This is a genomic window from Bacillus sp. REN3, assembly GCF_017912555.1.
In the GTDB taxonomy this organism is placed as follows: Bacteria; Bacillota; Bacilli; order Bacillales; family Cytobacillaceae; genus Mesobacillus.
This window is the reverse complement of record NZ_JAERSD010000007.1, coordinates 23,726-50,104: the sequence shown is the minus strand read 5'-3', so window position 1 is coordinate 50,104 and position 26,379 is coordinate 23,726. Positions and strand designations below refer to the sequence as shown.

27 protein-coding genes are annotated in these 26,379 nt (G+C 46.8%); 14 read left to right on the top strand and 13 right to left on the bottom strand.

Going from position 1 to position 26,379, the window contains the following annotated elements; genetic code table 11:
* The first annotated feature begins 225 nt into the window (after nucleotides 1–225).
* The 3 genes from JJQ88_RS08230 to JJQ88_RS08220 all read left to right on the top strand — a co-directional run bounded on the left by JJQ88_RS08230 (nucleotide 226) and on the right by JJQ88_RS08220 (nucleotide 3,472).
* Nucleotides 226–1,782: an alpha/beta hydrolase gene (locus JJQ88_RS08230; RefSeq protein WP_210365266.1), complete on the top strand. Its 1,557-nt coding sequence runs from the start codon at nucleotides 226–228 to the stop codon at nucleotides 1,780–1,782.
* A 62-nt stretch (nucleotides 1,783–1,844) separates the two neighbouring features.
* The gene (locus JJQ88_RS08225; protein ID WP_210365265.1) at nucleotides 1,845–2,108 is read left to right on the top strand and encodes a hypothetical protein; all 264 of its coding nucleotides are present in this window, start codon (nucleotides 1,845–1,847) and stop codon (nucleotides 2,106–2,108) included.
* 158 nt (nucleotides 2,109–2,266) lie between these two features.
* A complete protein-coding gene (locus JJQ88_RS08220; RefSeq protein ID WP_210365264.1) occupies nucleotides 2,267–3,472 on the top strand; it encodes a membrane-associated sensor domain-containing protein in 1,206 nt (401 codons plus the stop codon).
* A 70-nt stretch (nucleotides 3,473–3,542) separates the two neighbouring features.
* Here JJQ88_RS08220 and JJQ88_RS08215 read toward each other — a convergent pair whose 3' ends face one another.
* The 4 genes from JJQ88_RS08215 to JJQ88_RS08205 all read right to left on the bottom strand — a co-directional run bounded on the left by JJQ88_RS08215 (nucleotide 3,543) and on the right by JJQ88_RS08205 (nucleotide 7,140).
* Nucleotides 3,543–4,661, bottom strand: a complete 1,119-nt coding sequence (locus tag JJQ88_RS08215) for a KamA family radical SAM protein (protein ID WP_210365263.1) — start codon at nucleotides 4,659–4,661, stop codon at nucleotides 3,543–3,545.
* Between the two features lie 302 nt (nucleotides 4,662–4,963).
* The gene (locus JJQ88_RS21480) at nucleotides 4,964–5,098 is read right to left on the bottom strand and encodes a hypothetical protein (protein ID WP_282597672.1); all 135 of its coding nucleotides are present in this window, start codon (nucleotides 5,096–5,098) and stop codon (nucleotides 4,964–4,966) included.
* Nucleotides 5,099–5,425: 327 nt separating this feature from the next.
* Nucleotides 5,426–5,731, bottom strand: a complete 306-nt coding sequence (locus tag JJQ88_RS08210; RefSeq protein WP_210365262.1) for a hypothetical protein — start codon at nucleotides 5,729–5,731, stop codon at nucleotides 5,426–5,428.
* Between the two features lie 59 nt (nucleotides 5,732–5,790).
* Nucleotides 5,791–7,140: a sensor histidine kinase gene (locus JJQ88_RS08205; protein WP_210365261.1), complete on the bottom strand. Its 1,350-nt coding sequence runs from the start codon at nucleotides 7,138–7,140 to the stop codon at nucleotides 5,791–5,793.
* A 153-nt stretch (nucleotides 7,141–7,293) separates the two neighbouring features.
* On the opposite strand from JJQ88_RS08205, the gene JJQ88_RS08200 reads away from it, so the two are divergent.
* The 4 genes from JJQ88_RS08200 to JJQ88_RS08185 all read left to right on the top strand — a co-directional run bounded on the left by JJQ88_RS08200 (nucleotide 7,294) and on the right by JJQ88_RS08185 (nucleotide 10,456).
* The gene (locus JJQ88_RS08200; protein WP_210365260.1) at nucleotides 7,294–7,872 is read left to right on the top strand and encodes a PH domain-containing protein; all 579 of its coding nucleotides are present in this window, start codon (nucleotides 7,294–7,296) and stop codon (nucleotides 7,870–7,872) included.
* Between the two features lie 53 nt (nucleotides 7,873–7,925).
* Nucleotides 7,926–8,090: a hypothetical protein gene (locus JJQ88_RS08195; RefSeq protein WP_210365259.1), complete on the top strand. Its 165-nt coding sequence runs from the start codon at nucleotides 7,926–7,928 to the stop codon at nucleotides 8,088–8,090.
* A 289-nt stretch (nucleotides 8,091–8,379) separates the two neighbouring features.
* Nucleotides 8,380–9,105 (top strand): response regulator transcription factor, encoded by a 726-nt coding sequence (locus JJQ88_RS08190; RefSeq protein ID WP_210365258.1) that lies wholly within the window; start codon nucleotides 8,380–8,382, stop codon nucleotides 9,103–9,105.
* Nucleotides 9,083–10,456, top strand: a complete 1,374-nt coding sequence (locus JJQ88_RS08185) for a sensor histidine kinase (protein WP_210365257.1) — start codon at nucleotides 9,083–9,085, stop codon at nucleotides 10,454–10,456. The genes JJQ88_RS08190 and JJQ88_RS08185 overlap by 23 nt, the downstream gene beginning before the upstream one ends.
* Nucleotides 10,457–10,493: 37 nt before the next feature.
* Here JJQ88_RS08185 and JJQ88_RS08180 read toward each other — a convergent pair whose 3' ends face one another.
* The 6 genes from JJQ88_RS08180 to JJQ88_RS08155 form a co-directional block, all read right to left on the bottom strand.
* Nucleotides 10,494–11,240 carry a (S)-benzoin forming benzil reductase gene (locus tag JJQ88_RS08180; protein WP_210365256.1) on the bottom strand — a complete coding sequence of 249 codons (747 nt, stop codon included), beginning with the start codon at nucleotides 11,238–11,240 and terminating at the stop codon, nucleotides 10,494–10,496.
* A gap of 90 nt (nucleotides 11,241–11,330) precedes the next feature.
* Nucleotides 11,331–12,062, bottom strand: a complete 732-nt coding sequence (locus JJQ88_RS08175) for an ABC transporter ATP-binding protein (protein ID WP_210365255.1) — start codon at nucleotides 12,060–12,062, stop codon at nucleotides 11,331–11,333.
* Nucleotides 12,059–12,757 carry an ABC transporter permease gene (locus JJQ88_RS08170; protein WP_210365254.1) on the bottom strand — a complete coding sequence of 233 codons (699 nt, stop codon included), beginning with the start codon at nucleotides 12,755–12,757 and terminating at the stop codon, nucleotides 12,059–12,061. The genes JJQ88_RS08175 and JJQ88_RS08170 overlap by 4 nt, the downstream gene beginning before the upstream one ends.
* A 25-nt stretch (nucleotides 12,758–12,782) precedes the next feature.
* Nucleotides 12,783–13,655 carry an ABC transporter substrate-binding protein gene (locus tag JJQ88_RS08165; protein ID WP_210365253.1) on the bottom strand — a complete coding sequence of 291 codons (873 nt, stop codon included), beginning with the start codon at nucleotides 13,653–13,655 and terminating at the stop codon, nucleotides 12,783–12,785.
* Nucleotides 13,656–13,657: 2 nt separating this feature from the next.
* The gene (locus JJQ88_RS08160) at nucleotides 13,658–14,581 is read right to left on the bottom strand and encodes a substrate-binding domain-containing protein (RefSeq protein WP_349237112.1); all 924 of its coding nucleotides are present in this window, start codon (nucleotides 14,579–14,581) and stop codon (nucleotides 13,658–13,660) included.
* Between the two features lie 709 nt (nucleotides 14,582–15,290).
* On the bottom strand, nucleotides 15,291–16,073 hold the full coding sequence (locus tag JJQ88_RS08155; protein WP_210365252.1) for an undecaprenyl-diphosphate phosphatase: 783 nt from the start codon (nucleotides 16,071–16,073) through the stop codon (nucleotides 15,291–15,293).
* Between the two features lie 268 nt (nucleotides 16,074–16,341).
* Between JJQ88_RS08155 and JJQ88_RS08150 the strand changes: the two genes are divergently transcribed.
* The 3 genes from JJQ88_RS08150 to JJQ88_RS08140 all read left to right on the top strand — a co-directional run bounded on the left by JJQ88_RS08150 (nucleotide 16,342) and on the right by JJQ88_RS08140 (nucleotide 18,452).
* Entirely contained in the window at nucleotides 16,342–17,517 is a 1,176-nt protein-coding gene (locus JJQ88_RS08150; protein WP_210365251.1) for an FtsW/RodA/SpoVE family cell cycle protein, read from the top strand.
* Between the two features lie 85 nt (nucleotides 17,518–17,602).
* Entirely contained in the window at nucleotides 17,603–18,190 is a 588-nt protein-coding gene (locus tag JJQ88_RS08145) for an IucA/IucC family C-terminal-domain containing protein (protein ID WP_210365250.1), read from the top strand.
* A 19-nt stretch (nucleotides 18,191–18,209) separates the two neighbouring features.
* Nucleotides 18,210–18,452: a DUF2573 family protein gene (locus tag JJQ88_RS08140; RefSeq protein WP_210365249.1), complete on the top strand. Its 243-nt coding sequence runs from the start codon at nucleotides 18,210–18,212 to the stop codon at nucleotides 18,450–18,452.
* Nucleotides 18,453–18,493: 41 nt separating this feature from the next.
* On the opposite strand, the gene JJQ88_RS08135 is transcribed toward JJQ88_RS08140, so the two are convergent.
* A complete protein-coding gene (locus JJQ88_RS08135; protein WP_210365248.1) occupies nucleotides 18,494–18,838 on the bottom strand; it encodes a spore coat protein in 345 nt (114 codons plus the stop codon).
* A 19-nt stretch (nucleotides 18,839–18,857) separates the two neighbouring features.
* Nucleotides 18,858–19,133 carry a hypothetical protein gene (locus tag JJQ88_RS08130; RefSeq protein ID WP_210365247.1) on the bottom strand — a complete coding sequence of 92 codons (276 nt, stop codon included), beginning with the start codon at nucleotides 19,131–19,133 and terminating at the stop codon, nucleotides 18,858–18,860.
* A gap of 208 nt (nucleotides 19,134–19,341) precedes the next feature.
* Between JJQ88_RS08130 and JJQ88_RS08125 the strand changes: the two genes are divergently transcribed.
* Nucleotides 19,342–20,259 carry a proline dehydrogenase family protein gene (locus tag JJQ88_RS08125; protein ID WP_210365246.1) on the top strand — a complete coding sequence of 306 codons (918 nt, stop codon included), beginning with the start codon at nucleotides 19,342–19,344 and terminating at the stop codon, nucleotides 20,257–20,259.
* 93 nt (nucleotides 20,260–20,352) lie between these two features.
* Here JJQ88_RS08125 and JJQ88_RS08120 read toward each other — a convergent pair whose 3' ends face one another.
* The gene (locus JJQ88_RS08120; RefSeq protein WP_210365245.1) at nucleotides 20,353–20,484 is read right to left on the bottom strand and encodes a YuzL family protein; all 132 of its coding nucleotides are present in this window, start codon (nucleotides 20,482–20,484) and stop codon (nucleotides 20,353–20,355) included.
* A gap of 241 nt (nucleotides 20,485–20,725) precedes the next feature.
* Between JJQ88_RS08120 and JJQ88_RS08115 the strand changes: the two genes are divergently transcribed.
* From JJQ88_RS08115 to JJQ88_RS08105, 3 genes are all read left to right on the top strand, one after another.
* Nucleotides 20,726–23,107, top strand: coding sequence for a 3-hydroxyacyl-CoA dehydrogenase/enoyl-CoA hydratase family protein (locus JJQ88_RS08115; RefSeq protein WP_210365244.1), 2,382 nt, complete (start codon nucleotides 20,726–20,728; stop codon nucleotides 23,105–23,107).
* 76 nt (nucleotides 23,108–23,183) lie between these two features.
* The gene (locus JJQ88_RS08110; protein WP_210365243.1) at nucleotides 23,184–24,359 is read left to right on the top strand and encodes an acetyl-CoA C-acetyltransferase; all 1,176 of its coding nucleotides are present in this window, start codon (nucleotides 23,184–23,186) and stop codon (nucleotides 24,357–24,359) included.
* 54 nt (nucleotides 24,360–24,413) lie between these two features.
* On the top strand, nucleotides 24,414–26,198 hold the full coding sequence (locus tag JJQ88_RS08105) for an acyl-CoA dehydrogenase family protein (protein WP_210365242.1): 1,785 nt from the start codon (nucleotides 24,414–24,416) through the stop codon (nucleotides 26,196–26,198).
* Nucleotides 26,199–26,379: the final 181 nt, after the last annotated feature.

Here is a 26,379-nt window from a genome sequence, read left to right as displayed (position 1 = left end):
ATGAAAATGATCAAAAAACGCTGGATCCGTATAGCATCCTTAACCCGGAAAAGAATTTCGTGGAGTGTAGAGCGGCAGCTTCTATTCTGTGGGGTTGTGCCATTTTACTCATAGACTAAGAATGAAACGAAAGAAGGATTGCGATTTTAATAGGTTTCTTTCTTTTTCTCCCGAGGAAAAGAGTATAATAGAGAAGCTATTTTTTTGTGGAAAGAGGAGAGTGCCATGGCCGGGATCAGACTCCATTATGAATATTTAAAATGCGCAAAGCCGAGTGATGATACGGTTTTATTTCTGCATGGCGTGGGTCTTGATATGTCGATCTGGGATGATGTCATTCCTCTTTTCCTCAAGGAATTCAATGTGTTGCGGTGTGATTTGCCAGGGCATGGGAAAAGCACGAAGCCAGATGGAACACCTTATACATGGGAGCTAATGGTTAAAAGCGTCAAAATGCTGCTATCGAAGCTCGCGATACCATCCGTCCATGTCATCGGGCATTCAGGAGGCGGGAACCTCGCCCTTGAACTGGCAATGCGGGACAGGCAGCTAATCAATTCGCTTACCCTTGCAGCGACGCCGGTCTTTGTCCCTAAAGAGGTCGGAAGGAAGGAATTGATCGACCGAAGTGAGACTGTCAGTCAATGCGATGAGTTTGAAAAAATGATCGGCAGGCTTGTCAACACAATCAGTTACCAAGGATCAAGCTGCCTTAAAGCAAAATTGTCATCCATATACAGTAACGTATCAGCGGACGACTATATTGGGTATTTCAAGCTTGCTACCGAAGCGATCCTGAATTATTCCATGGAGGAACTAAGGAACCTCGGTATCCCGATGATGATGCTCCAGGGTGAATTCGATCGGATGTTCCCGCTGGAGTTTCAAGTCATGAATATCTCTTATTTGAAAAAAATCCGCTTTTTCATCATTCCGGACACTGGTAATGTCCTGATGATGGAGGAACCAAGGATGTTTGCCAGCTTTTCCATCCGTTTCATCCAATCAATCTCGGCAGAAACCGAAAAAGAGGACAGTGCTTTTACGTATACATATGCACTGAAAAAAGAGGCGGATCATATTGTTGCCACCAGCGTGAAACGGCTTGAGTCCAATCAACTCCTGGAAATCAGCTTCCTCAGCGGTTTTTCAATCTGGCTGAATGGAAAGGAAGTATGTGGAAAGTGGAACCAGCGAAAGGCGAAAGAACTGGTCATCTACATTGCCTACCATCAGTCTGTGACGAGAGAGCAGCTTTATGACCAGTTTTGGCCGGAGCTGACATTGGAAAAAGCAAGGAATCAATTGCGGGTTTCACTCAATCATATTAAATCGATTTTTGAAGAGCATACTGGTGAGTCAATAGATAATTATCTTTTGATTGATCGCGATTCAATCCATATGAAGGTAAAGTGCAGAATGGATTTTCATGAATTGATCGATTGTATTGAACAAATAGAAAGGGAGCCGGATGTGAAGCAGAAGGCGGTGCTTGCGATCCGCAAATTCTCAGGCCTTCCGGACCCGCTGTTTCCGTTGTTTTATGATGACTGGTTCTTGAAGATCAGGACGAATATCGAGAGCAGGATCATTCACATATGCGAGAATCTGCTGTATGATGCTCCGGGCAAAGAAGAAGCAATCGCGCTCCTGAAAATCCTGCTGAAGATCAGTCCGGGCGAAGCCCCATACGAGGAGCACCTGGATGAACTCCAGGGGAAAGCCAACCGGAATAAAGGCATCGGATATTTCCGGAAGATGGATGATTCTTCGTTTTTGTAATGATTCTGTAATGCTCCTGCTGTTATAGTATAAGGAATAATTTTCGCAGAGGAGCATAAATGATGATTGGCGATTTGATCTTGTATGACCTGGAGGAACAAAGGCAATTCCGTTCCGTCCAGAATAAAATCATCAATGATACTTACACGGATCAGGATTTCATCCTGTTGCTTGGTTTGCTAAAAAGACATGCGGATAAAATGGATTTGAAGCAAACGAAAAAACTATGCGAGCTTGTCCAATATTTATACACCATTGAACGCGAGGAACGACTTTTGAATGATTTGCTCGATATCGTCAATGGCATGTTCTACAAAAATGAATGATTCCATCTTAAAGCAGCCAGCCAGAATAAGGGTTGGCTGCTTTTGTTTTGCCTCCGATCCATGAATATTCACAAAAATTTCTAAATATAAGCCAGGTTTACTGCCACCAGGGTGTTTATAATAAAATTACCCTACCATCTCCGAAGCAGGTGAACTAAATGGAAAAGAGCATGACTGAAGGCAGGTTCCTGGTTTTCACAGTATCAGCGGTAGTCCTGCTGATGCTGATCCATCTCTATCACTCAGCTCTCTCGCCCTATTTCCATCCGGAGAATTATCTTGCCATCCATACAATCCTTGAGTTTTTCAGCATCACCGTTTCTTTTGTCATTTTTCTATATGGCTGGAAAACTTATCCTACATCAAGGTCGAGAAAGATTTTGCTGCTGTCTTTCTTATTTTTTGTCATTGGGGTTCTTGATCTGCTCCATACCCTGACATTCAAGGGCATGCCATTTTTCATTACGGAAAGCTCGACTGCGAAGGCAACCTGGTTCTGGGTGACAGCGAGGCTGATTGAATCGTTCATGATGGTCGGGATCCTGATGGCTCCAGACCGAAGGATGCGGCATGACCTGAGGCCAGTTTATTTTGCTTCGAGTACAGCGATCATTGCGGTCATTTCATATATTATTTTCAAGTATGAGGGCAGACTGCCCCTCCTATTTGTGGAAGGAGAGGGGACAACAACCCTTAAGAACACCCTCGAATATGGCTTCAGCTTCCTGTATTTTATTTCGATTGTGATTTCGCTGTATTTTTATAATGAGAGCAGGAATGGACAGCATTTGTATGTCGCCCTTGCCTTTACCTTCCTGTTATTATCGGAGCTGATCTTCACGATCTATCAAAGTGCTTTCGATATCGATAATTTTACGGGCCATGTATACAAGGTGATCGGCTCTTACTTCATCATGAAGGGGTTTTTCTTTTCAACGACTACGGATGAAAGTGCCACCAAAGATCCGGAGGAAAAGTTGTGGCGCCAGACCGAGGGAATGCTGCAGGCCCACTATGGAATCATTTTCAGGCTGACAAAAGAGAGGAATGATTTCATCCATCAAATTGTTGGCGGCGGCCTGCTGGATGATCTGGGATTCACGCCAAACGAGATCAATGGACGGACGCTTGTTGAGTTTTTTCCGCAAAAGGCGGCTAAGATAGAAAGATATTATGAATGTGTCTGGGAAAACAACGAGAAAGTAGTCTTTGATATTGAAATCGGGGGCCATTCCTATGCGATCTCGTTAATGCCGGTTGTCCGAAATGGCGAAGTGGTGGAAATCGCAGGGGCTGTCATGGGAATCATCAAGCATGCGCGTCTCGAGCGCTGCTCCAAAAGGCCAAAGCTGAAATCCTTGTAAGTGGAAAGGCCAAAATAAAACGCGTGCGCTTTTTCCTGGCTGCACGCGTTTTTTATCTTCCTTCGCACAATCAATGGAGGGACTCCCTGACGACTGGAGGGTTCCAGTAGTTCGTGTTCCCCGGCAGGTCATCAAACCATGCCGCATCATCGGGGCAATCTAGGATCATTGTCTGTCCATAGTTTCCTTCCCTTGACTGATGGTATTTTAAATAGGCCTTGCCGTTTTCGATTGCCATTATTTCGATTTTACCGGAACTATGGCTCATAACAAGCCTGACCCTTTTCCCGATGCCAGAAGTCTTTGCTTTTGCCTTTTCCACAATCCGGTATGCTTTTTCAAGCGGCAGGACAAAATCATGATTGCCGGCAACCGGCCGATTGATGAAAAAGTAATATGGACTCACACCTATATAGGTCAATTTGTCGAGCAGTTCGGCCAAGATTTCCGGATCGTCGTTGATTCCTTTTAGGATTGGAGTCTGGTTCAGCACAATCGCTCCAGCTTTGATCAACGCCTCAAACCCTTTGAGGGCTTCCTCCGTAATTTCCTTCGGATGATTTATATGAGACATTATATAAATCCGTTTCTCAGGGGTGGAATACCTGCTGATTGCATCCAGGAGGACTTGATCCTCATAAATCCTCATCGGGTTATACGCAGGAAGCTTTGATCCAAGGCGGATGATTTTAATATGATCCATTTCCCTGAGCCTGGCAATGATATCAATCAGCTTGTTTGTCGACAGCATGAGGGAATCCCCTCCTGTTAAGAGAACATTATTGATCTCCTTATGCTGCCGTATATACTCAAGGCCGGCTTCGGGGTTGATCAGCGCCTCTTTCTCATTATTGACGAACAATCTCTTCCTGAAACAGAAACGGCAATAGCCGCCGCATACTTCAGATACGACCAGAAGCGCGGTTGTAGTATATTTGTGCTGGCAGCCGGGAACCACGTAATTGGTTTCCTCGTCACTTGCATCCCAGGTCCCATACTCCAGGAGCTCGCCCTCATTCGGAATGATGATTTTCCGGATTGGGTCATCCGGGTCGTCCCAATCAATCAAGCTTAGATAATAATCATTTGACCGGAATACGAACCGGTCAGTGATCGGCTTTATCCTTTCCTTTTCGGCCGAAGATAGTGATTCGATTTTGTCCATAGAGGTAATGTAGGATACAGTCATGATATTCCCTCCTTGTCAGTTTCCACTATAACTGTATCATGGGTTACCAATATAGGGATGGGGATATCATGACATATTTCTGACTTTTTTGACAAATAATGAAGACAGTTCGAATAATAAAAGGGAGGCCAGCTTTTCAGGCCTCCATAGTACCATTCATTGGAGAACATACCTTCATTGCAAGAAACAATCAGGCCCTTCATGAAGCTCTAGAATGAAGGATCGTTTCCCTGGGGCTTCAGCCATGGGGTGAATCAATCATGCAAGTAAAGCCTGAGCCTCTTTCAATCGTGATCCAGCTGTCATTGCCGATCGGTTTTATCATTCTGATCTTTGTTTCGTTTGTTCCCCTTGCTGTTGTCGCCGCTGATTGGCTCCTGTCCGTGGTTTTCAGGAGCATTCTGGTTTTTGCTGCCTTTATTGAATTTTTTCGTCATCCTTATCCTCCTTTTCATATGTCCGTCCTATTTTGGCTGGAAAAGCAAGAAGATATGTAATCGGTGTGATCGATCATGATAAAAAGGGAAGAGCGTGCCTATAGCGAAATCTGATTTCTTGAGGTCTTGACGGATATCCCGGCAAATGATCCAAATTCCTTGATGCCTTTATATTATCCCTTCTCCGCAACCAGCGGTCCATTGCCGCCTTCAGGGCAGGGGAGTCTGGAGGTATCCAATAAGGTGAATGGCGCCTTTAAAAGATCGGAATACATGAGTACCTTCCTGAACCATCCAATCAAAAAAGCAGCCCATTCCATGGCTGCCTCACTTTCCACTCTTCATTTTTTCGATTTCATCTTCGCTGACCATCTTGACATTGGCCATGTTTTTCAGTTCCTTGATCGTTTCGATTGTTTCCTCGTAAAGAAGGTCATCAAAGAACTCTTCCGAATAGTAAAGCTTGTTTTCGAGAAGGATTGCTACACGCAGTCTCGTTCCGGCTTCTGTATCCTCATCCCCTAAAGTCACTGCGGATCGAGAGGTTTCATGCTGGCTTACGTAAACATTGGAACCATTTCCGGCTTTTTTCACTGCATCGATCATTTCCTGCAAATCTTCAACGTGCCTCAATTACATCACCCCTTAGAATATGTATTCCTTGTTTGCGGGTTTCCGAAACGGCTCTCCTGTCAAAGAATGATCCTGAAAGTCGTGCCTTTTCCCGGCACGCTCTCAAGTGAAATCCTGCCGGCGTGTGCCTCGACAAGTTCTTTGACGATTGCCAGTCCAAGACCTGAACCCCCCAACGCTTTCGAACGCGATTTATCCACACGGTAAAAACGGTCAAAAATCCAGGGAATGTCTTCGGCAGGAATGCCTCTTCCTTCATCCTTGACAAGGATATGGACCTGATTTCCCTCTTGATAGGCATCAAGCGTTACGGTGGTCCCCGTGTCCGAGTATTTTCGCGCGTTGTCGAGCAGGTTCAAAAGTATTTGTTCAATGCGGACCGGGTCTGCCTCAATATATACTTCCCCTGTACAGTCGTTTTTAAGCGCGATCTTTTTTTCATTGAATGAAGGCTGGGTTTTCGTCACGATTTTTTGCAGGAACCCACATAGCTCCAAAGGCTGCTTCTCAATCGTGAATGTATTTTCGTCCATTTTTGCAAGGCCGAACAGTTCCTTGATCAAATCGGAAAGCTTCGTCGCTTCCTCGAAAATGATGTGCAAGTATTTTTTGCGGTCTTCTGGATTGATCCCTTCCTTTCCGGCAATATCAGCATAGCCCTTGATATAGGTGAGCGGTGTCCGGAGTTCGTGCGAGATGCTCGCCAAAAATTCATTCCGCTGTTTTTTGATTTGATTGAGGTCGTTCGCAAGCACCTCGATCGATTCCCCAAGTTCGCCCAGTTCATCGTTGCCGAGATGCGGCAAGGTCACGGAATAATCCCCTTTCCTGAGCTTGAGCGTGGCCTCGTTCATCTTGATCACGGGCTTCGTGACGAATCTTGAGAGGAATAGAGTGATAATCGCCATTGAAAAAAGCAGCAGGATCCCAGCTAGCCAGAAATGCCGGTTCAATTTGGAAATCAGCCCTTGGACTCGCTCGGTATCCTTGAACATATAGACAGCTCCGCCATCCTTAAGCGGGCTGACAGAAGCGATATATTTCCTTTGTTTCCAATCGTCTTCAAGAATCAGTCCATCACGTTTTACATCAGCGGGTGATTTGGCCACAACCTGTAGCATTGTCCGGTCGGTTGGAACCGAGGATGAGACAATATCTCCGCTGCCATCTGTGATCAAAACATGGGTATCCGTTTTCGCCTCCATGGTTGTGATATGATGGATCGTCTCTTCCAAATAGGAGGTCTCAAGGATATCCCGATGGTTGTTCCCCCTTGTCTGCAGGGCTGTTAGCTCTTCGTCAATCCGCGAATGGATGATGGAATAATGAAGGAAATAAAATAAGATCCCTTCCATCAGCAGCATCGTAATGAAAAAAACCGCACCGATTTTTAGCGAAATCCTGTCCATATCCGCAACTCCCCTACTGGTCTTACCCTCTATCATACTAAAAAAATATCGAGAATCAGTGAAGAAAATGTTTGGAATGACGAGGCTTTATTGGTAAAATGATGGGTAAATTATCCAATTGTATATGCTAGTGAAATATAGGGGGAGGAAAACATGCAAAGGGATTTTCATTTTTCCAAGATCAGGATTTTTCTGCTGCTCGCTTTCATGGCGGCCCTGGCAATCATTTTTACATTTGTTTTTATTAACTTGCTGTCTTCGCCGGAAAAAGATACAGCAGGGCTGCTGATTTCAGGTGGATTGGATTTACTCTTCATTTGGTGTGTCTATTTTCTCGGGAAGGTATTTTTCCAAAAGGAAGCAAATGTGACAATCAGTGATGATGGTCTCACTTTGCGGGGGACTGCGGGCCCTGGTTTCATTCCATGGGAAGATATAGAAGGGGTTCTACCCTACGAAGTCCATAACAATGCGACACTGGGCATCATTTTACAGGACGAGGAAAAATATATCGAAGCCATGCCCAAGAAGGGGAGGCGGCTTGCCAGGCTCAACCAGAGGACTGGATTCCCTGCCTTCAATATCGGACTTAGCAACATCAAGGAAAAAAGCGAACTCATTGACCTGCTTATGGAGATGAATGTCGGCTTCTTCCTCGAAACGGGCGAAGAGGGGCAAACGGCTGACCCGGATCTTGAGCAAGCCTCGCCGCAAAAAGAGACAAACGGATAAGGAATGCACAGCCAGGTATCTTCGGAGCCTGGCTTTTTGGTGCAGGAATAAAGATGAAGGCTTCGGATACTGACGGATGGGCGGAGCGCAGCATGAACAGTCGGATTTTGGGCGATTCAGCAAAAAAAAGAGGCTGGCAATGTGCCAGCCTTGTAGATTCTTTGGGTTTTGCGGACAAAACCCGTATGGATAAAAAGGGAAGTTTGCAAAACATTTAAAGCCAGAGCACTCCGGCAGATTGAACGGAATGGGATTTTCCGTGCTGCCAAAGCGGGTTGAAAATCGAGATCCTTATCATTTTCGATTTTCGGAACGGGGTTTTCCGAACCCTGTTATTCATCAATCATTGATTACTGGATTCAAGCCGGATGCAAAGGATAGTTGTCGCTAATTTTTCCTTTTTCCCAGCTCCTTGGTGATTCCTTATCTTTATAATAATAAGTAGGTATGGAGAACTTATGGGGAACTTATGTGGAAGTTGTGAAGATGAAGTGGGAGGGGACCGTCATGGGCTGGAAAATATTGCTTGTTGATGATGAGACAATGATCAGCGACGTGCTTGAAGCATACTTACAAAGGGAGGGCTACGAGGTTTTTAAGTCGGAAAATGGCCTCGATGCACTGAGGAAGGCTGATTCCGTCAAGCCTGATTTGATTGTGCTTGACTTGATGCTGCCGGATATTTCCGGGGAAGAGGTGTGCCGGCTGCTCCGCAAGGAATCCGATATCCCAATCCTGATGCTGACCGCAAAATCCGGGGAGGATGAAAGGATCAATGGCATTGTCATTGGGGCGGATGATTATGTGACGAAGCCGTTCAGCCCCCGTGAGGTTGTTGTACGCATCCAGGCGATCCTAAGGCGAGCTTCCAAAGGACAGGAACGACCTGGCAGTGCACAGCTTTCTTTCAATCAGCGCCAGCTTGTCATTGATCTAATCAAAAAAGAAATCCTTCTTCACAACGAGAGCATCAGCGTAACTCCAATTGAATACAAGCTGCTATCCAATATGGCAAAACATCCGGGGCGGGTTTACAGCCGGATGGATCTGCTCGAGAAAATCCAGGAGGATGGACTTTCCTATGAAGGGTATGAACGCAGCATCGACACACACATCAAGAATCTCCGCAAGAAGGTCGAAACCGATGCCCGCGATCCGAAATTCATCGTAACCGTTTTCGGCATGGGCTATAAATTTGGAGGAGTGCCCGATGTTAAAAACGCTGCGCTCTAAAATCCTGTTTTACTTCTTGCTTGTTTCCCTTACAGGTATCCTGGTCGTAAGCTTCAGCATGCAATGGGGTTTCGAAGCAAGCTTCAACCATTATATCAACCAGAACCGTTCGGAGCGGATCGACCAGCTCATCAATGCACTCAGGCTGGAATACAAGGAACATGGCACATTCACAGGCGAGCGGGTTTCCCAACTGCTGCATGAACAGGCGATGACCGACAGCCTTTATTATAAACTGTATACGATGAATGATATTTTGCTGATGGATTCGACAACGATCCGCGGCGTGAGGGAAGGAATCGGATTTGACAGCAATCCTTACAAGGAGGACAACTGGCTGACAGCGACTGAAACAATTAAGGCCGACGGGAAGCCGGTTGCGAAATTGAAGGTTTATTATCCTAAAGGTTTCATAGACAGTGAATATATCTTTTTGCAAAAAATCAAGAAATACCTTGTGAGTGCTGTTGTTGTGACCGTCCTGCTTGCGCTGTTTTTCAGCATGCTGTTTTCGAAACGGCTCACAGCGGGACTGAAAAGCCTGGCTGGCGCCGTAGAAGAGCTGGCCAGCCACAAGCGCGGTGTTCGCGTGCCCCTTGATCATTTGTCACTCGAAATGAAGCTGCTTGGGATCGCCTTTAATGACCTGGCCATGTCGCTGGAAAAAGAAGAACGCCTCCGCAAGGAATTCACTGGGGACCTGGCACATGAACTGCGGACACCGCTGGCAACGTTGCGCAGCCAAATCGAAGCGTTCCAGGACGGAATCTGGGAGCCGACTCCCGAGCGGCTGAAGCAGAGCCACAATGAACTTATGCGGCTTGTCAGGCTTGTCAATGAGCTGGAAAAATTACTGGCAGCGGAAAACCCGCAAATCCGTCTTGATAAGATGAACCTTGAAGCAGGAGAGATGCTGAGAGCGATGCAAGAGCTCCTCATCCCTGCATTCAGTCAAAAGGAAGTCGCGCTAAAGGTCCTGCTTCCCGAAAAGAGCATATGGTTCCAGGGTGACCGTGACAAGGTCGTCCAGATTCTGACCAACATCATCAATAATGCCCTCAAATATACACCGGAGGATGGGGAGGTCACCATATCGACAGTCGACGATGGAACTCTGGCCGGGTTCAGGGTGGAGGATAAAGGAATGGGGATATCAAGCGAAGATTTGCCTCTTATTTTCGAACGTTTTTACCGCGGCGATAAATCGCGGGCGCGGAAAACAGGCGGAGTAGGAATCGGCCTTTCCATCGTGAAGGCCTTGATCGAAGCGCAAAAAGGAAAAATAACCGTTGAAAGCGAACTCGGAAAGGGAAGTACTTTTACGATTCTTTTTCCAAAGGCGGAAATATAAGAAGCGAAGGGTACATGCATCCTTCGCTTCTTGCTTATTAAAGCAAATCATTGATTTTATAAATCTTTCCATTCTCCAGCTTGCCGCCTAGCACCAATTTCACGAGTGCACTGGCAACGAGGGCCGTGCTGCGGAGGCTGCCGCTTTCCTTGTAATGCCTGAACTTTTGCAGATCAGCGAATGCTTCCTCCGAAGAAGCGCGGATGGTTGCCTGCATGTCCGTATCCATGATCCCTGGGCTGAAGGCGATGACTTTGTTGGCGCTTCCAGCAGTTTCTAGTTCCACCCCGGCTGTCTGGGTGAACATGTTGATCCCCGCTTTTGTGCTGCAGTATAGGCTCCATCCCTGGACCGGCCTTTCTCCTGCTCCCGAGGTCACATTGATGATTGTGGTGCTGATACCTGCTTCCTTTGCTTTTTGCAAGAACAAGTTGCTGATCGTAACGGGTGCTGTCAGGTTAACCTGCACATTCGTGAGCAGCTGCCTATTATCAAGCGAGCCGGCGGCTTCAATCGGTTCAATGACCCCGGCGTTATTGAACAGGTAGACTTGCTCAGCTTCCTTGAACACTTTCCCAGCGATTTCGTTAAAAACTGCGCTGATCTGCTCCGCGGAGGAAAGGTCACACTTATAATGCTCAAGGATAGAACCAGCTTCCGCCTGCCCTAATCCACTGCTTTTCGATCTTGCTACTGAAATCACGTGCATGCCCTCTTCCAGCAGCTGCTTTGCGATGGATGCCCCGAGCCCGCGGGATGCTCCGGTAATGATAGCGTATTTCATCGTTCCACCTCTTTTAATACTTTGATAGTTTCAATGTAACATTTCAATAAAAAAATAGCATAGCCTTAAGGCCATGCCGGAATAAAAAAACTATTTGAGAAGGTCTTTCCATTGATTGATGAAAGCGGCAGCAGAGGGGTTAGGGGATGATAGCACCTCTGCTGTGGGACCGCTTTGTTTTAAATCGCCATCAATCAGGATTGCCAGCGAATCAGCCATATACTTCAATTCCATCAAGTCATGGCTGACGAATACTGTTGTTGTATTCGTCTGCTGGATGATCGATTTAATATCCTTCAATAACTGCACCTTGGTGGGAAAGTCAAGGGCCGAAAATGGTTCATCCAAAAATAAGACTTCGGGGTCGAGGACCATGGCACGGGCAAGGTTGACGCGCTGGGCCTCACCGCCTGAAAGGGTGAAAGCATGCTTTTTTGCGAGATGGCTGACATGGAACTTCTCGAGCCAGTGATCCACCTTATTTTTGATCTCCTGTCTCGGTAGTTTGCGAAGCTTCAAGCCAATCGCGACATTCTGGTAAACATTCATATCGAGCAAGAGGGGCTGCTGCATCGCGACAGCGAATTTCCTCCTGATCTCAACCGTCATATCGTTTGTGATATCCCTGTCTTTTAGAAGAATCGAACCCTGTTCAGGCCGTTCGAGGAGGGACAGGGCTTTGATGAACGTGCTTTTGCCTGCGCCGTTTGGTCCCATGATTCCCAGTACTTCGCCCTCATGGATGCGGAAATGCGGGATGGAGAGCAGGACTTTCTTTCCTGCCCGCACTTCTAAATTTTTGACTGTTATTAGAGGAATCATGACTTTCGCTTCCTTTGCTGTAAATAGGTCAGGCAGAATGTGATGATGAAAGCAAGCGACATCAGGATGAACGAGAGGGCAAGCGCGACGTCGAAGTTTCCTTTCGAAACCTCCATGACGATCGAGGTCGTCAAGATCCGTGTATCGCCGCTTATATTGCCTCCGACCATCATCGCCGCTCCAACTTCGGCGATGACCCTTCCGAACCCCGCTATGATGGCGGCAAGGATCGCCAGTTTGACTTCTTTCATCAGAATCCAGTATAGCTGCATCCTGGTGGCACCTAATGCTTTTACCTGTAAGATCATTTTATTGTTGATTTGCTGGAAAGCCGTGCTAGTCAATCCGGTAACGATCGGCAAAGAAACCAATGTCTGTGCCATTATGATTGCGATGGGTGTGTAGAGCAGCGAGTAATCCCCAAGCGGCCCTGACCGCCATAGGAAAATCGTGATCCACAGACCTGCTACTACCGGGGGAAGGCCCATTCCGATGTTGACCAAAGCAAGGATGAACTTCCGTCCCGGAAATCTGGCAAGGCCAAGCAGCATGCCGGCCGGGATGCCAATGAAGGTGCTGATGAGCACTGCGGTGATGGAGACCTTTAAGGTCAACAGGGTGATTTCAAGGATTTCCCTGTCACCTGACAGAATCATTTCAATCGCTTTTTTTAATCCTTCTAGTAAAAGTTCCATTCGCAATCAGGCTTTCTTTCTGGAATTACTCTTCAAAAAGGAAGAAGAGCGGCTCTCCGTATTCGTCTACGCCAAATTCCTTGATGATGTCCTTTGTTTTGTCAGCAAGCATGAACTCCACAAACGCTTTTGCGCCGTCTGCATTGATTTTATCATGTTTTTCATCATTTACCTGCATAACGTGGTAAATATTCAGCAGGCTTTCATCGCCCTCAACGAGAATTTCTGTATCAGGCATATTCTTTTGTTGGGCAAGGAATGTAGCGCGGTCAGTCAGGACATAACCCTTTTTCTCTGAAGCAATCTGCAGCGTCGCTCCCATTCCCTGGCCGGCCTCGATATATGTTTCCCCCATGCCTTTAGGGTCGATGGATGATTTTTTCCAAAGCTCAAGCTCTTTTTTGTGTGTGCCGGAGTCATCTCCGCGGGAAACAAATACGGCTTTGGATTCGGAAATCTTGCTGACTGCTTCTGCGACTGTGGTTCCTTTGATCTTGGCCGGATCTTCTTTCGGGCCTACAATGATGAAATCATTGTACATGACCTTCTGGCGGTTGATTGCATCGCCGCTGTCGACGATTTTTTGTTCTGCCTCAGGCGCGTGTACCAGCAGGACATCCGCTTCACCACGGGTTCCCATTTCAAGAGCCTGTCCAGTACCGACAGCGATCGTCTTGACCTTATAGGTATTCTCCTTCTCGAACTCAGGCAGCAAAACATCAAGCAGACCGCTATCTTGAGTGCTTGTTGTAGTCGCAAGGATCAAATCGGTCTGTTCTTCGGTTTTTGGTTTTTCAGCTGGTTTCTTCTTTGGCTCATTTGAAGCAGAATCAGAACAACCTGCAATAAAAGCAAAAGTAAGTACGATTAAAATGGAAAGGAATTGTTTGAGCTTCATCATTATGCCTCCGTCAGTTGTTTTCCGTGAATGATTTTTCCGAAGTCGTGTGCATCATAGCCTTCGAGCTCCGCGATGCTGTCTTTGAAACTAGTGAATTGCAGAAGATCGGTGAGATGCTGTATCGCTGTTTTGTTCTCAGGCGTCCACCTGAGAACGAGGTCGAACTGTTCCTTAGTGACAGGGATGAAGTCTAGTCCGAGCTGGCTTGCGGCATATCGGATCCCGAATGCTGCATCTGCTGTGCCCCTGCTGACATGGGCAGCAGCGCCAAGGTGGTTCCATTCCTCATTATCATATCCCTTCACATCGGATGGATGCAGGCCTTCAGCAGCAAGAAGCGAATCCAGCAGGAACCTGGTACCGGCTCCCTTTTGGCGGTTGATAAGGGTTATCCCTTTCCTTGCAAGATCCTTGACACCGAGAATGTTTTTCGGGTTGCCCTTTGCTACAATTAAGCCTTGTTCCCGTGATGCGAGACGCATGACGGAAATAGCCTCGTGTACAAATAACTGCCTGATGAATGGAAGGTTATACTGCTGTGAAACGGGATCAAGCAAGTGGACCGCAGCGATATCAGCGCTTCCGCGATAAAGCATCATCAGTCCTTCAAGGCTGCCTATGTATGAAGGACTGATTGACAGTCCGGTTCCCTGGGCAGCCGTGTACTTGACAAGGTGTTCGACGATGAAGTCGTGGCTCCCGGCAAGCTGAAGGGATTGCTGGGCGGCAGTTCCAGCTTCTGCCGGCCGCTTGTCAGGAGCTGCGGCCATGCTTGCTTTATACCTGTCAAACTCGCTTTCCTCAATCCGCATTTTATTGCCGACTTTAAAAGCATGCAGATCGCCTCGCTTGATCATTTCGTACACAGTGTGCTTCGATATTTTCAGAATCGCAGCGATTTCATCAGGAGTATAGATTTGCACTACATTCCCTCCTTTTCTTCATAATCTAAATATACTAGAATATGTAATAGGAAAGTGTGACAAATGTTTAGTTTCGTCAAGTTTTGTTTAGTTTTGTTAGTTTTAGTGTCACAACTTTGTCAAAAATGCTCGGAATGGAACAAGATTCATTTCCAAATTATACCTTCACAAAATACTCCGGGCAGTATTGTGTATTTCTTATCGATCTCATGGTAAACTGGACAATGATAAATTAAATCGAGAAAGGAATAATGAGCATGCAGATTTCAGATAAAGCGCGCGACATCCTCAAGGAAATCCTTGAAGAACGCAAAGCGGAAGGAATTCGCGTCTATTTCGGCGGATTTGGCTGAGGGGGCCCGCAGATTGGCCTGGCTCTGGATGAGCCGGAAGAAGAGGATCAAGTATCCGTTATCAATGAAATACAGGTTGCGATAGAATCCCACATCGTCGAGTATACCGAAGGGCTGTCCCTCGAGTACGACGAGTACCGCCAGGGTCTTGTCTTGATGGGGAACGACTCAGGCTGTTAATAATGAAAATGCACACCTCTGCTGGTGTGCATTTTTTCAATTGCTTTTTATCTAATCACCGTGGGGGCGTCAGACCTTTTGGGGAAAGGAATGCCTAAGAAAAAAATAAAAAAGTTTGTGGAAGATCATGGCTGGAATCAAGATACCTTTTAACATCCAATTAACTGCCTAAACAATCAAAATCGTCCCGTAAACTGGAAATACAACACGATGGCGCCAAGAAGCCAGACATAGACAGCGAAAGGCTTCAGTGAGTGGTTTTTAAGGTAACCGATCATCCATTTCACCGCAATATAGCCAAAAACTGCTGAAGAAATGATCCCGATCAGCAAGGCCTGTAATGATATTGCTTCGCTTCCGCCGCTGAAAAGGTCTTTTGATTGGAGGACGATAGCGCCCAGGATGGCCGGGGTGGATAACAGGAAGGAGAAGTAGGCTGCTGTTTCCCTGTCGAGCCTCCTCCATAACGCTGCTACGATTGTCAATCCTGAACGCGATATGGCCGGGAAGATCGCTGCTGCCTGGAAAGCACCGATGATCGCCGCATCCATATATCCGATATCTTCCATTTTTTTATGGCCGTTTTTAATGGAGTCTGAGAACCAAAGAAAAGCCCCAGTGACAAGGAATTCCCATCCAATCGTAACGCCTGTCTTCGAAATTTCATCGAAGTAATCTTCAAACAGCAGGCCGACCGCAACGGCTGGCAAAGTTCCGACGACAAGGAGGAATGTGAGCTTGCCAAAAGGATTCTTCAGGATCTTGGTGAACTCGGCTTTATAAAAAACAAAGACTGCCAGAAGTGTACCGACATGCAGCATCGTGTCGAGCAGCAGCCCTGCTTCCTCAAGGCCGAAAAGGTTCCTCCCAAGGTAGAGATGGCCAGTGCTGCTGATCGGCAGGAATTCCGTCAAGCCCTGGATCAACCCAAGGAAAAAAGCTTCAATTTTAGATAGCATCCCGCTTCCCCTCCTTTTGGAAATGTTAAGCCTGCCAACTCGCTGTGAAGGCCGGCAAGACTTTGTCCAATAAAAAATATGAATGAATATACATATATATGACACTTTCCTGGAGGGGAAGCGGGATAGGGGGTTGCTGTGAAAAAAGGATGATTCCTTCTTATATCCTGATGTGTAATAATAACCATTTAAGAGGTAGAAGTTGTGATTTTTCGCCGGAAAAAATATAATGGAATATTGTACAGTCCTTATTAAAAGGAGAATCATCATGCCATCAAATACGAAAAATAATTCCAGGATCGACTACGGCCTGGTCTTGATATTGTTCCTTCTGTTCCTTTCCAGCTGTATTGCCATCTATAGTGCACAGACAACAGGACAGTATGGAAATGAGAACTTTGTATTAAAACAGATTGTCTGGTATATGATCGGGATTGGCATCATCGCCGCGGTCATCACGCTTGATTCCGACCAGCTGCAAAAACTCAGCTGGTATACCTATGGTTTTGGCCTCTTGCTCCTTGCCGGCCTGATTGTCGCACCGTCTGGAATCGCGCCTGTCATCAATGGGGCAAAAAGCTGGTACAAGGTACCAGCGATGGGAACCCTGCAGCCATCGGAACTTGTGAAGGTATTTCTCATCCTGGCGCTTGCAAGGGTCATCGTTGACCATCATCAAAAGTATCGGCTGAAGACGATTAAAACGGACTTTTGGCTTCTGATGAAGATTGGCATTGTGACAATGGTTCCGCTTTTGCTTGTCATGCAGCAGCCAGACCTTGGGACATCCCTTGTCTACATCGCGATCATGCTTGGGATGATCTTTATTTCTGGAATCACCTGGAAATTGCTTGTGCCGATCTTTGGGACCGGCGTGACACTGGTTTCAATCATTTTTTATTTTGTCATCTGGAAGCCTGAAATCCTTGAGAAGTACCTTGGTGTGAAGGAATATCAATTCGGAAGGATTTATTCGTGGATCGATCCATACAATTACCAGAGCACGACCGGGTTCCAGCTGACGAGATCATTGCTTGCAATCGGTTCCGGTGAGACGACGGGGAAGGGATATGGGACACGGGAAGTTTACCTCCCTGAAAGCCATACTGACTTCATTTTCAGCATCATCGGCGAGGAATTTGGATTTGTCGGAGCCAGCGTCCTAGTCAGTCTTTTCTTCCTGCTTATCTATCAAATCACGAAAATCGGCATGGAAACGAAAAACGATTTTTACACCTATATTTGTGTTGGGGTCATCAGCATGATCACCTTCCATGTTTTCCAGAATATTGGCATGACGATCGGGCTGCTGCCGATCACCGGGATTCCTCTTCCGTTCATAAGCTACGGGGGAAGCTCGCTGATGGGAAACATGCTTGCTGTCAGCCTGATCTTTTCGATTCGGTACCATCATAAAAAATACATGTTTTCAACTACAGCATAACAAAGAGCAGGAACCCAGGTCTCCTGCTCTATTTTTAGGCTATGTCAGAGTTGTTTATTGGTATCCGCTCCATGCCGGAATCCGAATGAAGCTTGCGGCACCTGATGTGAAAACAGCGGCATCGATATTGATGAAACGCTTCGCGTTCCTGGCAGTCATTCATCTGTATGCCATGACCGTTTTCGATAAGCGCCTTGATTCCAAACCAGGAAATATCATTGTCCTGGATATGTATAAAGAGGGTCTTTGGCTGCCGGAGTTCCGGTTCACAAGCTGGGAAACTGTTGCCAGCAGGGCTGGAATGCGGGATGGATGGAAGGAAGACTCGATCCGCTATTTATTCGCTGACAACCTCTCTCCGCTGATAGACGGTTTGGTAAAAGAGACAAAAATCCCGAAGCTGATTCTTTGGGAAAATATCGCCATTTATATATACTGGCTGTATGAAAAAGTGCTTCCGGGTATCGCTGAGGAACGGGCAGCCGCTGATTTCGCCTACCTGCTCCATTCGGCGCCTGGCAATCTTTTTGGTGACGATCATCAAAGTCCGCTCAAGAAATATTATAGTGAAACAGGAATGAAAGCTTTAGAAAGGCCAAGGCGAACCTGCTGTTTCAGCTATAAGGTGAAGGGCGGGGATTATTGCAAAATCTGCCCGGTTGTCTGCAACTAGTCTGTAAAGGAGTGGTACGATGGACAATAGATTAAAAGAACAGATCGATGGTTTGCTTGAAAAATATACTGAATTGCTTGTAGGAGAAGGTTCTGCCGAAAAAACTGAAAAAGTGAAGATGTGGATTGTCTATAACCATATTGCCAAATCGATGCCGCCATTGGCCAAACATTGGAATCAGAAGTACCCAGACGGAAAGGAACAAATCATCAAAACCATCGCTGAAATCAAGGAAATGAATGAACAGCAGCGGAAAAAATAGAAGGAACCATCCCTTAATGTTATGGGATGGTTCCTTCTTTGTCATTGAACCTGGTTTCCGTATGGGAATTGGTTGCTATAGCCCTGGAATTGCTGATAGGACTGCTGCAGTTTTTGCGGCTGGGCTGCTTCCACTGCATACCATCCTTTCTTGAACATCAAGTTGTAAACATTTCGGTGTGCATTCGCTGTTTCGTTATAGATGGACAGGACATCCTGGAAAAGCGCATCGTGGCTGAATTCATGCAAAGCGGTTGTATAAGCTTCAGTCATGTATTTTTCTGTTGTCAGCATATCATTGATGAAATCACGTTCATTCATTTGCGGTGTCTTTTGGATTTGTGTTTCAGGATTCTGGATTTTTTGCTGATTTTGATTCTGGTTCATCTCTTTGGCCCCCCTGTCATCATTGCATTCCTGCAAAAGTCTGGTTTTGCTGGCTGTTCAAGTGTTTAAGGATTTTTTCATAATGATTTTGATGCATCTGGCCGCATCTCTCCATTTCCGTTTTCAATTCCTGGTCCTGGCATTGCTGCGCAAAGAAATGCGCTTTTTTCATGGCAAGAAGATTCCAGGAAAGCATATCGGTCAAATAGAGCGAATCCTTTGTTGATATGATGGTTGGCGGCTGCTGCATGGTGCCTTGCTGCTGGTTTTGAAAATTCATGTTTTGCTGCTGCATGACGGATCCTCCTGTGAAAAATGGTTTTTTAATCGCCAATTATTTTGTCCGAGAGAAAGGAAAATATTCGCTGCTAAAAATTTTCCTACAAAAGTAATATTCAAAATTATAAAAAAGTGATAAAATGAAGTTGAAATTTTATATATAATAGGAAATCATTTTTTTTGGCGGTAATGAAACCGCTTTCAAAAAAGGGGGATGGAACGCTATGGAAAAAATAATGAAGGACTTTTTTCTTTTTCTGTCAAAAAATAAATTTTTCACAAAGCTGGCCAAAAAATACGGACTTCGCCTTGGAGCTTCGCGCTTCGTAGCGGGTGAAAAAATCGGACAGGCTGTAGAGGTCATCAAAGAGCTGAATAAGAAAAAACTGGCGGTCACCATCGACTTTCTCGGTGAATTTGTCGACAATGAAAAAGAAGCGAATGAACGGGCCGACAACTCCATCGAAGCGATCAAGGCGATCGGCAGAGAAAAATTGGATGCGCAGCTGAGCGTGAAAATGACATCGCTTGGTTTCGATATTTCAGATGATGTCATCATGAGGAATATGCGCCGTATCCTTGATACTGCCAAGGAAAATAATGTATTTGTGACAATCGACATGGAAGATTTTTCACGCTGCCAGCGTACATTGGACATCTTCAAGCAGTTGAAATCCGAATACGAGAATGTCGGAACCGTCCTCCAGGCCTATCTTTACAGGACTGAAAAGGATATCGAGGATCTGAATGAATATTCGCCAAACCTCCGACTTGTAAAAGGAGCTTACAAAGAGCCTGCCGAAGTGGCGTTCCCTGAAAAAAAAGATGTGGATGAAAACTTCAAGAAGATCATCAAAATGCATTTGTTGAATGGGAACTATACAGCGATCGCTTCCCATGATGATGCCATCATCAATTTCACGAAAGAATTCGCGAAGGCGAACAATATCCCAAAAACACAGTTTGAATTCCAGATGCTTTACGGAATCATGCCGGAAAGGCAGCTTCAGCTGGCACAAGAGGGGTATAGAATGAGGGTGTATGTCCCTTATGGAACAGATTGGTACGGCTATTTCATGCGCCGGCTTGCTGAACGCCCAGCCAACGTAGCATTCGTGCTGAAAGGTATGTTCCGAAAATAAACAAGAGGCTGTCCCAAAAGAATCTACTTTTGGGACAGCCTCTTTTACGATTGTCCGCTTTATCAATATGCAGACAAGGACCAGTGTAATTGCTTATTTTTTATATTGGCTGTTCTGGCTGTTGACCTTGCCTTCGCCGCCCTGGCCCATTGAGGGACCGGCATTGCCTTTGACGCTTGCCGCGCTGACTCCAGCTTTTGAAGGGTTTTTCTTCATTTTTGCCATGTCTGATCCTCCATTCATTTTAAATGCGAATATTCTCCGCAGGTTTAGGGTTTCCTCAGCGGAAGATTTAAACACTCGATAAAAAATTCAAAAAATTTTCTTTTTTCGGCACCTTGTTATTGCGGAAATTTTTGAAATATTTTATAGTAGTAAGTAGCAGAACCATTCATATGCATATTTTTTTTGAAGCAAAAATGAATGAGTATTCATTCAAACAGAGTCAAAGGGGGAGGAAAATTTGATGCGACAAATTCAAAAAGCGGCCGTTCTCGGCTCTGGAGTCATGGGCTCAGGGATTGCAGCCCACCTGGCAAACATCGGGATTCCGACGTTGTTGCTGGATATTGTGCCTCGTGAACTGACCGAGGAAGAAAAAGCTAAGGGCCTGACACTCGAAGACCGGCAGGTACGGAACAGGATCAGTTCCGCTTCGCTGCAGAAGCTTCTTAAGCAGAAGCCTGCACCTCTGGCTTCCAAAAAGAACCTTGCCCTGATCGAAGCGGGCAACTTCGAAGATGACATGGAAAAACTCAAGGACGTTGACTGGGTCATCGAGGTAGTAGTTGAAAACCTTGATATCAAGAAGAAAGTATTCACGGATGTAGATAAACATCGCAAGCCAGGCAGCATCGTAAGCTCCAACACTTCCGGGATTTCAGTCGAAGCGATGGCCGAGGGGCGTTCCGATGATTTCAAGAAGCATTTCCTTGGTACCCATTTCTTTAACCCGCCTCGTTATCTTAAACTGCTGGAGGTCATTCCGACGAAGGATACGGATCCTGAAGTCCTGGCATTCATCAAAAAGTTTGGCGAAGATAAGCTTGGCAAAGGCGTCGTCGAAGCCAAGGATACCCCGAACTTCATCGCTAACAGGATCGGGACCTACGGCCTGCTTGTCACTGTGCGTGAAATGATGGAAGGCGGATACAGTATCGGGGAGGTCGACTCTGTGACCGGACCGCTGATCGGACGGCCTAAGAGTGCTACGTTCCGCACGCTCGATGTCGTTGGTCTTGATACTTTCGCCCATGTGGCGAAAAACGTCTATGACCAGGTGGATGGAGAAGAGAAGGACGTATTCGAGGTTCCGGGGTTCATGAAAAAAATGCTTGAAAATGGCTGGCTCGGAAGTAAGTCTGGCCAGGGATTCTTCCAGAAGCAAGGGAAGGAAATCCTTGAACTCGATCCTCAGACGATGGAATACGGACCCCGCAAAAAGTTGAAGGCAGCGTCTATCGAGATGAGCAAGCAGGAAAAAGGACTTGCCAATAAAATGAAAGCGCTTGTTTATGCGAATGACCGCGCAGGTGAACTGCTGTGGAAAGTCTTCAATCCGGTCCTCATCTATTCAGCCGAGCTACTCGGAACGATCGCTGATGACATTGTTGCCATCGATCGCGCGATGAAATGGGGATTCGGCTGGGAAATGGGTCCTTTCGAAGCATGGGACGCATTGGGTGTCGAAAAGGCAGTAAGCAAAATGGAAGCAGAAGGAAAATCAGTTCCTGGGTGGGTCAAGGACATGATCGGCAAAGGATTCACCTCCTTCTACAAAGAAGAAGGCGGCCAGCTGTATTTTTACCAAAACGGCGAGTACGCACTTGTTGAAGAGAATCCTAAGGCCATCAACCTGAAACGATTGAAAAAGAAAAACGGCGTCATCAAGAAGAATGGCGGAGCAAGCCTGATTGATCTAGGCGATGGCATTGCGCTGCTCGAGTTCCATTCGCACAGCAATTCTATCGGCCTGGATATCATCCAGATGATCAATTTTGCTATTGATGAAGTCGAAAAGAACTTCAAAGGCCTTGTAATCGGCAACCAGGGCAAGAATTTCTCAGTAGGTGCGAACCTGGCGATGATCCTGATGGAAGCGCAGGATGACAATATCTTTGAACTTGACATGGTTGTCCGCCACTTCCAGCAGGCGATGATGAGAATCAAGTATTGCTCAAAACCGGTTGTTGCCGCTCCATTTGGGATGACACTTGGGGGTGGGGCAGAGGTTTGCTTGCCTTCAGCCCACATCCAGGCGTCAATGGAAACGTATATGGGACTAGTGGAAGTCGGAGTCGGTTTGATTCCTGGCGGCGGCGGAAACAAGGAGCTTTACATCAAACACCTTGAAGGAATGCCAAAAGGCGTCGAATTCGACCTTCAGAAGGTCGCGAACAAAGTATTCGAAACCATCGCGATGGCAAAGGTTTCAACATCGGGAGAAGAGGCGCGTGAAAACAACTTCCTGAACGGGTCTGACGGCGTCAGCGTGAATGGCGACCACCTGCTGTATGATGCGAAACAGGCAGCATTAATCCTTTATGAAAAAGGCTACAAGCCGCCAATCAGAAAGAAGGTACCAGTGACAGGCGAGCCTGGATACGCGACGCTGCTGCTTGGCGCCCAGACGATGCATCTTTCAGGCTATATTTCAGAGCATGACCTGAAAATCGCCAAAAAGCTCGCATATGTGATTGCAGGCGGAAAAGTGCCATATGGCACTGAAGTCGATGAGCAGTACTTGCTTGACCTTGAACGCGAAGCTTTCCTCAGCCTAGTCGCTGAACCAAAGTCACAGCAGCGGATGCAGCATATGCTCGTGAAAGGCAAGCCACTGCGCAATTAATAGATTGGAAGTTTAAAAAGATTTCAACAAAAGGCTGGAAGACAGATCGAACATCCATGGAAAGAGAGGGAATGAGATGAGAGAAGCGGTAATCGTCGCCGGAGCCCGGACGCCGGTCGGAAAAGCGAAAAAGGGAACGCTCGCTGCCGTCCGTCCAGATGATCTCGGGGCACTTGTTGTAAAGGAAACGCTGAAACGCGCAGGCAATTATGAAGGGAATATTGATGACTTAATTATCGGCTGTGCCATGCCGGAAGCCGAACAAGGATTGAATATGGCAAGGAATATCGGGGCACTTGCTGGATTGTCCCATGAGGTCCCTGCAATTACCATCAACCGTTATTGTTCATCGGGACTGCAATCCATCGCCTATGCCTCCGAAAGGATTATGCTTGGCCATTCTGACACCATCATAGCCGGAGGAGCAGAGTCGATGAGCCTTGTGCCTATGATGGGGCACGTCGTCAGGCCGAATGCAAAACTAGCTGAAACAGCGCCTCAATATTATATGGGCATGGGCCACACAGCAGAGGAAGTAGCGAAAAAATATGGGATCTCCCGCGAGGACCAGGATGCATTCGCGGTCAGGAGCCACCAGCGCGCCGCAAAAGCGATTCAGGAAGGAAAATTCGATGAGGAAATCGTGCCAGTCGATGTGACTATTCGCTCGGTCGGTAAGGACAATAAACTTGTCGAAAAGACCATCCAGTTCAAACAGGATGAGGGCGTAAGGCCAGGCACCTCCCTTGAGGCTCTCGCAAAACTTCGTCCTGCATTTTCGGTGAACGGGACCGTAACAGCAGGGAATTCATCGCAAACAAGCGATGGAGCTGCAGCGGTGATGGTGATGGACAGAGAGAAAGCGGAATCCCACGGTTTGAAGCCGATGGCGAAATTCAGGTCGTTCGCACTTGGCGGAGTACCACCTGAAATCATGGGGATCGGTCCTGTTGTAGCGATTCCAAGGGCATTGAAATTAGCCGGCCTCGAGCTTTCGGACATCGGTGTCATCGAACTGAACGAAGCATTTGCCTCACAATCGATCCAGGTCATCCGTGAGCTTGGACTTGATGAGGGAAAGGTGAATGTAAACGGAGGCGCGATTGCCCTTGGGCATCCGCTGGGAACGACTGGAGCTAAGCTAACGTTGTCGATCATCCATGAAATGAAGCGCCGCAATGAACAATTTGGCCTTGTGACCATGTGTATCGGTGGCGGCATGGGTGCTGCCGGAGTATTTGAACTTCTATAAAACTTAAACCGGGGGCTGACTAGCCCCTTACGGAAAAGACAGGAGGAAACAAGCATGTCAAATCAAACAGAAAAGCTGGTTAAAGGCGGAAGCTTCCTAATTGAAGATGTAACGTACGATCAGGTCTTCACGCCGGAAGACTATACTGACGAGCATAAAATGATTGCGAAAATGACAGAAGATTTCATTGAAAATGAAGTTCTGCCACAAGTGGAGCACATTGAGAACCATGAATTCGATCGTTCTGTGAAGCTGTTGAAGGCAGCTGGCGAACTGGGGCTGCTTGGCGCTGATGTTCCTGAAGAATACGGCGGGCTAAGCCTTGATAAAATAAGCTCTGCATTGATCGCTGAAAAAATGGCAAGGGCAGGCGGATTCTCCATTTCCCACGGAGCACACGTTGGGATTGGGTCCCTGCCGATCGTCCTGTTCGGCAATGAAGAACAGAAGCAAAAGTACCTTCCAGCATTGGCGACAGGTGAAAAGCTTGCTGCTTACGCGCTGACAGAACCAGGCTCCGGATCCGATGCTTTAGGGGCAAGGACAACAGCGAAGCTCAACGCCGAAGGGACACACTACATCCTTAATGGGGAAAAGCAATGGATCACAAATGCAGGCTTTGCGGATGTATTCGTTGTGTACGCAAAAATCGATGGCGAACAATTCTCTACTTTCATTGTTGAAAGGGAATTCCCTGGTGTATCCGTTGGTGCCGAAGAGAAGAAAATGGGCATCAAGAGCTCCTCTACCCGTACACTGATCCTGGAAGACGCGCAGGTACCGGTGGAAAACCTGTTAGGGGAAGCAGGAAAAGGCCATATCATCGCCTTCAATATCTTGAATATCGGCCGTTACAAGCTGGGTGTAGGCGCGACAGGCGGCGCGAAGAATGCATTTGGCCTGACTGTGAAGTACACCAACCAGCGCCAGCAGTTCAATACACCGATTTCCCAATTCAACCTGACTAAAGAAAAGCTTGCTACGATGGCTTCGAAAATCTATGCAACAGAAAGCTCCGTCTACCGTACTGTCGGCTTATTCGAAGAAAGAATGAGCAGGCTGACGGATGAAGAAATCAACAACGGCAAAGCGGTTGCCGCTTCGATTGCCGAGTATGCGATCGAATGCTCGTTGAATAAAGTGTTTGCGACAGAAACTCTTGACTACGTCGTCGATGAGGGCGTCCAGCTCCATGGCGGCTATGGTTTCATGCAGGAATATGAAATTGAAAGAGCGTACCGCGACTCAAGAATCAACAGGATCTTCGAAGGTACAAATGAAATCAACCGCCTACTGGTTCCAGGTACTTACCTTCGCAAAGCGATGAAGGGCGAGCTGCCGCTGCTTCAAAAAGCCCAGGCACTCCAGGAAGAACTGATGATGCTGATGCCTGAAGAGCCAGGGGATGAGCCGCTGGCCCAGGAGAAGTATCTCGTCAAGAACGCAAAGAAAATCGGCCTTCTTGCAGCTGGCCTCGCAGCACAGAAGTTCGGAAAGGCACTTGAAAAAGAACAGGAAATCCTTGTGAACATTGCTGATATCATTTCCAATGCATATGCAATGGAATCTGCCGTCCTCCGCACGGAAAAAGCGATAGCGAAGGATGGCCTGGAAAAGAGCAAGCAGAAGCTTCTCTATACTCAGATCTTCTGCCAAGAAGCGTTCAATGAAATCGAACGTGATGCGAAAGAAACTCTTGTGGCAACAGAAGAAGGTGATGCGCTTCGCATGCTGACTTCCGCACTGCGTAAGTTCACCAGACATACACCGATCAATGTAATCGCTAAAAAGCGCGAAGCAGCCGGTAACCTGATCGAAGCAGAACGATTCCTCGTTTAATTGAGCGCTTTTCTCTCAAAGATTTTTGGCATTCGTTTTGAAAGCGAACAAATTCTTTTGAAGAAAAGTTGATTGGGGAATAGAGCAGAAGTGCTCGGCCCCCGGCAGGAGCAGCGGGCCATGGGGATTCGTCTCCCCCTATGGAAAGCGGTCAGCCTGGAGTGCCAAGCTCCACTGCTTA

Bases quoted from the DNA above. Each gene is read 5' to 3' on its own strand.
- JJQ88_RS08110 (WP_210365243.1), top strand. From the start codon at position 23,184: ATGAGAGAAGCGGTAATCGTCGCCGGAGCCCGGACGCCGGTCGGAAAA.
- JJQ88_RS08175 (WP_210365255.1), bottom strand. From the start codon at position 12,062: ATGATTCCTCTAATAACAGTCAAAAATTTAGAAGTGCGGGCAGGAAAG.
- JJQ88_RS08170 (WP_210365254.1), bottom strand. From the start codon at position 12,757: ATGGAACTTTTACTAGAAGGATTAAAAAAAGCGATTGAAATGATTCTG.
- JJQ88_RS08135 (WP_210365248.1), bottom strand. From the start codon at position 18,838: ATGAACCAGAATCAAAATCAGCAAAAAATCCAGAATCCTGAAACACAA.
- JJQ88_RS08120 (WP_210365245.1), bottom strand. From the start codon at position 20,484: ATGGCAAAAATGAAGAAAAACCCTTCAAAAGCTGGAGTCAGCGCGGCA.
- JJQ88_RS08115 (WP_210365244.1), top strand. From the start codon at position 20,726: ATGCGACAAATTCAAAAAGCGGCCGTTCTCGGCTCTGGAGTCATGGGC.
- JJQ88_RS08180 (WP_210365256.1), bottom strand. From the start codon at position 11,240: ATGAAATACGCTATCATTACCGGAGCATCCCGCGGGCTCGGGGCATCC.
- JJQ88_RS08150 (WP_210365251.1), top strand. From the start codon at position 16,342: ATGCCATCAAATACGAAAAATAATTCCAGGATCGACTACGGCCTGGTC.
- JJQ88_RS08145 (WP_210365250.1), top strand. From the start codon at position 17,603: ATGAAGCTTGCGGCACCTGATGTGAAAACAGCGGCATCGATATTGATG.
- JJQ88_RS08105 (WP_210365242.1), top strand. From the start codon at position 24,414: ATGTCAAATCAAACAGAAAAGCTGGTTAAAGGCGGAAGCTTCCTAATT.
- JJQ88_RS08155 (WP_210365252.1), bottom strand. From the start codon at position 16,073: ATGCTATCTAAAATTGAAGCTTTTTTCCTTGGGTTGATCCAGGGCTTG.
- JJQ88_RS08185 (WP_210365257.1), top strand. From the start codon at position 9,083: ATGTTAAAAACGCTGCGCTCTAAAATCCTGTTTTACTTCTTGCTTGTT.
- JJQ88_RS08130 (WP_210365247.1), bottom strand. From the start codon at position 19,133: ATGCAGCAGCAAAACATGAATTTTCAAAACCAGCAGCAAGGCACCATG.
- JJQ88_RS08230 (WP_210365266.1), top strand. From the start codon at position 226: ATGGCCGGGATCAGACTCCATTATGAATATTTAAAATGCGCAAAGCCG.
- JJQ88_RS21480 (WP_282597672.1), bottom strand. From the start codon at position 5,098: ATGACGAAAAAATTCAATAAAGGCAGCAAAAACCAGAATGCTCCTGAA.
- JJQ88_RS08215 (WP_210365263.1), bottom strand. From the start codon at position 4,661: ATGACTGTATCCTACATTACCTCTATGGACAAAATCGAATCACTATCT.
- JJQ88_RS08190 (WP_210365258.1), top strand. From the start codon at position 8,380: ATGGGCTGGAAAATATTGCTTGTTGATGATGAGACAATGATCAGCGAC.
- JJQ88_RS08165 (WP_210365253.1), bottom strand. From the start codon at position 13,655: ATGAAGCTCAAACAATTCCTTTCCATTTTAATCGTACTTACTTTTGCT.
- JJQ88_RS08125 (WP_210365246.1), top strand. From the start codon at position 19,342: ATGGAAAAAATAATGAAGGACTTTTTTCTTTTTCTGTCAAAAAATAAA.
- JJQ88_RS08220 (WP_210365264.1), top strand. From the start codon at position 2,267: ATGGAAAAGAGCATGACTGAAGGCAGGTTCCTGGTTTTCACAGTATCA.
- JJQ88_RS08195 (WP_210365259.1), top strand. From the start codon at position 7,926: ATGAAGGCTTCGGATACTGACGGATGGGCGGAGCGCAGCATGAACAGT.
- JJQ88_RS08205 (WP_210365261.1), bottom strand. From the start codon at position 7,140: ATGGACAGGATTTCGCTAAAAATCGGTGCGGTTTTTTTCATTACGATG.
- JJQ88_RS08200 (WP_210365260.1), top strand. From the start codon at position 7,294: ATGCAAAGGGATTTTCATTTTTCCAAGATCAGGATTTTTCTGCTGCTC.
- JJQ88_RS08225 (WP_210365265.1), top strand. From the start codon at position 1,845: ATGATTGGCGATTTGATCTTGTATGACCTGGAGGAACAAAGGCAATTC.
- JJQ88_RS08140 (WP_210365249.1), top strand. From the start codon at position 18,210: ATGGACAATAGATTAAAAGAACAGATCGATGGTTTGCTTGAAAAATAT.